The sequence below is a fragment of the Aquincola tertiaricarbonis genome (assembly GCF_000969605.1).
Lineage (GTDB): Bacteria > Pseudomonadota > Gammaproteobacteria > Burkholderiales > Burkholderiaceae_C > Aquincola > Aquincola tertiaricarbonis.
The window spans coordinates 119,190-125,510 of the sequence record NZ_JZUE01000019.1 but is presented as its reverse complement, the minus strand read 5'-3'; the positions used below and the strand labels follow the sequence as shown (position 1 = coordinate 125,510).

Genomic DNA, 6,321 nt, shown 5'->3' with positions numbered 1-6,321 from the left:
GTTCAGCGGCGTGCGCAGCTCATGGCTCATGCGGGAGAGGAACTCGCTCTTGGCCCGGTTGGCGGCCTCGGCGCTCTCGCGCGCGCGCTCGGCCTCGTGCAGGCGCAGGTGCTCGGTGATGTCCTCCACCACGCCCACCAGGCGGTGCGGCTCGCCGGCCGCGTTGCGCAGCACGGTGAGCACCACCGACACCCACACGGTGCGTTGGTCGCGGGTGACGTAGCGCTTCTGGCGCCGCACCATCGGCATCTCGCCGCGCACCAGGCGCTGGCTGAGCTCGCTGTCGAAGGCCCGGTCGTCGGCATGCGTGAGCAGCAGGGCATCCATGCCGTTCAGCTCCTCGGCGCTGTAGCCGGTCATCTCGCGCAGCCGGGGGTTGGATTCGCGGATGCGGCCTTCCAGGTCGGTGTAGATCACGCCGATGGGCACATGGTCCAGCATGTTGCGGAAGCGCTGTTCGCTCTCGCGCAGCGCGGCCTCGGTGCGCTTGCGCTCGGCCACCTCGCGCAGCAGGTCGGCGGTGCGCTCGGCCACCGCCATCTCGATGCGGCGGGCGCGGCCGGTCACCGTCAGCAGCAGCGCGCCCACCATGGCGGTGGCCAGCAGGCCCACCACCGAGAAGGGCCAGGCATTGCCGAACTGGCTGCCCAGCGTGCCGGCGCCGGGCTGGGGGCGCACCTGGATCTCCCAGTGCCGGCCGGCGAAGGTGACCGGCCGCACATGCACCGGCCGCCGCTTGCCGACCACCGGCCGCTCGCAGCCCGGCGCACCGCCCAGGCGGCGCAGCGAGGCATCGGGGTCGGTGTCGACGATGCACAGCGCCAGCGGCGGGCCGGGCGCGGCTTCCACCGCATCCACCTGGTCTTCCAGCCGCAGGGTGACGAAGGCGGTGCCGCGCACCGCGGCGATGCGGTCCACCGGCCCGGCGGGCGTGCCGGCATAGACCGCCTGGTACACCACGATGCCGATGCCACCCTGGGTGAGCATGAAGCCCGGCGTGGCCACCGGCTGGCCGCTGCGCACCGCCTCGGCCACGGTGTCGCGGGCGGCGGCGATCGACAGCACGTTCACGCCCAGCGCGCCGCGGTTGCGGGCCTCGGGCTCGATGTAGCGCATGGCCATCACCTCGGGCTGCGCCGCGGCATCGGGCACGCCGGCGTCCTGGCGGTCGAACACGCGGTAGCCGGCCAGGCCCTCGGCCTGCGCCCGGGCCTCCAGCGCCGGCACGTCGGCACGCCGCGCCCGCTCGTTCCAGCCCAGCGCCTGCAGGCCCAGGGCCGGCTGCAGCCAGGCGGCGGTGGCGCGGCGGAATTCGGCGGCGGTCACGTCCTGCGAGGCGACGAACACGCCGTTGATCGCCTCCAGCGCCCGCAGCGGCTCGCGCAGGCGAGCCTGCATGGCCCCCGACAGGCTGCTGGCCTCGCGCTCGAAGGCGGCGCGCTCGCGCTCCCTGTCCAGCTCCACCATCTGGCGGATGCCCAGGCCCATCAGCACCGTGACCACCACCAGCGGCAGGCCCACCGTGAGGCGGCGCGCCGCCCATTCGGTGCGCGGCTGGCCCAGCAGGGTCAGCGCGATCGGCGCGCCGATCATCACGCCCAGCGTGTCCCCGGCCATCCAGGTCCACCAGGTGATGAAGCGCATGCCCGGCGGCAGCGTGCCCACCGCGGTGAGCGCCGCCACCGCGATGGAGGCGCTGATGAGGCAGCTGAGCAGCGCGCCCAGCAGGTAGAAGCGCAGCAGGTCGCGCGGCTCGGTGAGCACCAGCGGCTGGCTCACGTGGCGCCGCACCAGGGCCGCGCCCGCCAGCGCCTGCAGCATGGCGCCGGCACCGGCGCAGGCGGGCATCAGCAGCGCCGCCAGCGCGAACTGGCCGCGCGGCGCGCTCAGGTAGAAGTTGATGGTGGCCGAGCCCAGCGCCACCGCCACCGCGGCGGGCATGCGCCAGAACAGCACCGCCACCAGCGCGAAGCCGGCGGCCGGGAACAGCGGCGATGCAAAGCTGGGCGGTATGGAGACCAGCAGCCCCAGCATGCCGGTGGCCACGTAGGCCACCCAGGTGACGATGAGCTTGAGGGCCCAGCCGTTTGCCCGGGACTGCGGCAAGGACATGGGCGCTGGGCCGCTAGACGTTGAACAGGAAGTTCATCACGTCGCCGTCCTTCACCACGTACTCCTTGCCTTCCGCGCGCATCTTGCCGGCGTCCTTCGCGCCCTGTTCACCCTTGTACTGGATGAAGTCGTCGAAGGCGATGGTCTGCGCGCGGATGAAGCCGCGCTCGAAGTCGGTGTGGATCACGCCGGCCGCGTTGGGCGCGGTGTCGCCGATGTGGATGGTCCAGGCGCGCACTTCCTTCACGCCCGCGGTGAAGTAGGTCTGCAGGCCCAGCAGCTTGAAGGCGGCGCGGATCAGGCGGTTCAGGCCGGGTTCGTCCTGGCCCATCTCGGCCAGGAAGAGGGCGCGGTCGTCGTCGGCCATGTCGGCCAGCTCGGCCTCGGTCTTGGCGCAGATGGCCACCACCGTCGCCTTCTGCGCCTCGGCATAGGCCTTCAGCCGGTCCAGCAGGGGGTTGTTCTCGAAGCCGGTCTCCGACACGTTGCCCACGAACATCGCCGGCTTGGCGGTGATCAGGCACAGCGGCTTCAGGATCACCAGCTCTTCCTTGCTGAAGTCGATGCTGCGCACCGGCTGCGCCTGGTCGAGCGCGGCCTGGCACTTCTGCAGCACGGACACCAGCTTGGCGGCTTCCTTGTCGTTGCCCGACTTGGCGGCCTTGATCGAGCGCTGCAGCGTCTTTTCCACCGTGCCCAGGTCGGCCAGGCACAGCTCGGTCTGGATGACCTCGATGTCGGCGATGGGGTCGACCTTGCCCGACACGTGGATGACGTTGTCGTCCTCGAAGCAGCGCACCACGTTCACGATGGCGTCCGTCTCGCGGATGTGCGAGAGGAACTGGTTGCCCAGGCCTTCACCCTTGGAGGCACCGGCCACCAGGCCGGCGATGTCCACGAACTCGACGATCGCCGGCACCACCCGCTCGGGCTTGACGATGTCCGACAGCGCCTGCAGCCGCGGGTCGGGCAGCTCCACGATGCCGACGTTGGGCTCGATGGTGCAGAAGGGATAGTTCTCGGCAGCGATGCCCGCCTTGGTGAGGGCGTTGAACAGGGTGGACTTGCCGACGTTGGGCAGGCCGACGATGCCGCACTTGAGGCTCATAGGGGATTCCGGAGGTGCCGGCACAGGACGCGCCGGACAGCAGACAAACGAGGGTGAAGTTTAAGTCGCCGGCCGGCGGGTGCCAGATACTGCACGCATCGCTGTACCGGCCCGAGGCTTGACATGACCGCCACCACCCCCCACGGCATCACGCTGATTTCGCCCCACACCAAGGACCTGGGCGGCGGCTTCCTGGTGCGCCGCTCGCTGCCTTCGCTGCCGAAGCCGGCGGTGGGGCCTTTCGTGTTCTTCGACCACTTCGGCCCGGTGGAAGCGCATGACACGCAGGACGTGCGGGCCCATCCGCACATCGGCCTGGCCACCGTCACCTACCTGTACCAGGGCGCGATGGTGCACCGCGACTCCACCGGCGCGGTGCAGCGCATCGAGCCCGGGGCGGTCAACCTGATGGTGGCGGGCAGCGGCGTGGCGCATTCCGAGCGCATGCCCGACGAACTGCGCGGCCAGGCCGACCTGCGCCATGGCCTGCAGCTGTGGCTGGCGCTGCCCGAGGCCGACGAGGAGATGCCCGCCTTCTTCTCGCACACCGGCGCCGCCGACATCCCCGAGGTGGTGGCCGCGCCGGGCGTGGTGGCCCGGGTGCTGATGGGCAGCGGATTCGGCGCCACCTCGCCGGTGCCGCAGCGCTCGCCCACGCTGTACATCGACCTGCGGCTGTCGGCCGGCGCCGAACTGGCGCTGCCGCCGCTGGCCGCCGAGCAGGCGCTGTATGCGGTGGAGGGCGGCTTCCTGCTCGATGGCGAGGAGATCGGCGCGCAGACGATGGCGCTGCTGCCCGAAGGCGCCACCTGCACCGTGGCCGCGCCGGCCGGCGCGCGCATCGCGCTGGTGGGCGGGGAGCCGCTGGGCCAGCGCTACATGTGGTGGAACTTCGTCTCCAGCCGCAAGGAGCGCATCGTGCAGGCGGCCGACGACTGGCAGGCGCAGCGCTTCGCGGCCGTGCCGGGCGAGACGGAATTCATCCCGCTGCCGCAGAAGCGGCCGACCTGAAGCCTAGAAGGCGATCGTCGCCTCGCCTTTGGCGCCCACCTGCAGCACATGGTCGGTGCCGCTGACGATGATGGCGTTCATGCCAAAGGTGAGCGCCCCGTTGAGCCGCGGGTCGGCGCGGTAGGCCACCAGCGTGTCGGCGATGGCATGGCCGGTCTCGGCGGTGGCCGGGTCCACGTCGGGGATGCTGCAGCGCGAGCAGGGCTTGACCAGCTTCAGCACGATGGGGCCCTGCGGCGACTCGATCACCAGCTCGTCGATGAAGTCCTCGGCATGCGCGTCCTCCAGCCCGTCGAGCACGAGGTTGGGGCGAAAGCGCTCCATGGTCGCGGCGGGCCGCCCCGCTTCGGCCAGCCGCCGGTTCAGCTCGGCCAGCGAGGCGGTGGACGTCACCAGCAGCGGGAAGCCGTCGGCGAAGGCGGTCTGCGCCGGCAGGCCGGCCGTCCACTTCGTGTCGCAGGCGCGGCGGTGCTCGGGGTCGAAGCGCACCAGCCGCGCCGGGCGGCCCAGGTAGTCGCTGAACCACTGCGCGGCCACCTTGCCCATGTCGAAGGCGGCCACCTCGTCGCCCCACACGGTGGCCCGGCAGGGCGCTTCCACCGCGTCGATCGTCAGGTGCAGCGCGAGCATGCCGGGGGCGCGCAGCACCAGGTCGTCCGTGCGCAGCGTGGGCTTGACGAGCTGCATGCGCGGCAGCTCGCGCTGGGTGAGGAATTCGCCGTGCTCGTCCACCACCATCCAGGCGCGGTCCAGCTCCAGGCCGGTCTCGATCAGCAGGCCCTGGCGTACCGCGATGCCGCCGCACGACTTGATGGGATGGATGTGCAGCGAATGCACGGTGACGGAATGGTCGCTCATGCGGCCATTCTGCCCGCCACCACCCCCCTGCGGGCGCGCCCATGCGGGCCGCTTCCTGCGGGCGAGGCGGGGCAGGGGCCGCTCCCTACAATGGTTTTCATATGAATTCCGACAGCTCGATCGACGTGTGCATCCGCGGTGCCGGCGCGGTGGGCGCCAGCCTGGCGCTGGCGCTGTCGCGCCAGGGGCTGCGGGTGGTGCTGCAGGCGGCCGCGCCGGCGCCGGCCGGCCAGCCCGACGTGCGTGCCTATGCGCTGAATGCCGCCTCGGTGGCGCTGCTGCGCTCGCTCAAAGTCTGGGAGGCGCTGCCGCCCGATGCGGTGACGCCGGTGCATGACATGCAGATCGCAGGCGATGCCCGGCCCGGGGCGCTGAGCTTCTCGGCCTGGGAGCAGGCGGTGGAGGCGCTGGCCTGGATCGTCGATGCCGCCGCGCTGGAGGCGGCGCTGCACACCGCCCTGCGCTTTGCGCCGCATGTGCGCATGGCCGCGCCCGAGGAGTCCATCGCCGCGCCCCTGACCGCACTGTGCGAAGGCAAGCATTCGGCCACGCGCCAGCGCCTGGGCATCGAGTTCGAGATGCACTGGTACGGCCAGCGGGCCATCGCCGCCCGCCTGACGTCCGACCGGCCGCACCACGGCACCGCGCGCCAGTGGTTCCGCTCGCCCGACGTGCTGGCGCTGCTGCCCTTCGACCGGCCCCAGCCGCACACCAGCTACGGCCTGGTGTGGTCGCTGCCCGAGGCGCGCGCGGGCGAGCTGCTGGCCCTGCCGGCGCCCGACTTCGAGGCCGCGTTGAACGACGCCACCGGCGGCGCTGCGGGCCGCCTTGCGCTGGGCAGCGAGCGGGCGGCCTGGCCGCTGGGCATCGGGCAGGCGCGCCGGGTCGCCGGTCCTGGCTGGGCACTGCTGGGCGACAGTGCCCATGTGGTGCATCCGCTGGCCGGCCAGGGCCTGAACCTGGGCCTGGCCGACGTGCAGGTGCTGGCCGAAACCCTGGCCGCGCGCGAGCCCTGGCGCGCCCTGGGCGACGAGCGCCTGCTGTCGCGCTACGCGCGGCGCCGGCTCGGCCCCACCAGCGCGATGGCCACGGTGACCGACGGCCTGCTGCACCTCTTCGCCCCGCCCACGCCGTGGCTGCGGGAACTGCGCAACCGCGGATTGAATCTGGTGGATCACCTGCCGCGTGCCAAGCGCTGGCTTGCCGGGCGTGCGCTCGGTCTCTGAAGGACA

General features: G+C 72.1%; 5 protein-coding genes. 2 read left to right on the top strand and 3 right to left on the bottom strand.

The window, feature by feature from the left end; all coding sequences use genetic code 11:
- Nucleotides 1–2,112 (bottom strand): CHASE domain-containing protein (locus tag VO99_RS20195; protein ID WP_046114719.1); only part of this gene is annotated, 2,112 nt, incomplete at its 3' end.
- A 13-nt stretch (nt 2,113–2,125) separates the two neighbouring features.
- Nucleotides 2,126–3,220: a redox-regulated ATPase YchF gene (gene ychF / locus VO99_RS20190; RefSeq protein WP_046114718.1), complete on the bottom strand. Its 1,095-nt coding sequence runs from the start codon at nt 3,218–3,220 to the stop codon at nt 2,126–2,128.
- 123 nt (nt 3,221–3,343) lie between these two features.
- Here ychF and VO99_RS20185 point away from each other — a divergent pair, with 123 nt between their 5' ends.
- A complete protein-coding gene (locus tag VO99_RS20185; RefSeq protein WP_046114717.1) occupies nt 3,344–4,231 on the top strand; it encodes a pirin family protein in 888 nt (295 codons plus the stop codon).
- A gap of 3 nt (nt 4,232–4,234) precedes the next feature.
- Here VO99_RS20185 and VO99_RS20180 read toward each other — a convergent pair whose 3' ends face one another.
- Nucleotides 4,235–5,089, bottom strand: a complete 855-nt coding sequence (locus VO99_RS20180; RefSeq protein WP_046114716.1) for an MOSC domain-containing protein — start codon at nt 5,087–5,089, stop codon at nt 4,235–4,237.
- Nucleotides 5,090–5,190: 101 nt separating this feature from the next.
- Here VO99_RS20180 and VO99_RS20175 point away from each other — a divergent pair, with 101 nt between their 5' ends.
- A complete protein-coding gene (locus VO99_RS20175; RefSeq protein WP_046114715.1) occupies nt 5,191–6,315 on the top strand; it encodes an FAD-dependent monooxygenase in 1,125 nt (374 codons plus the stop codon).
- The last annotated feature ends 6 nt before the right edge of the window (nt 6,316–6,321 follow it).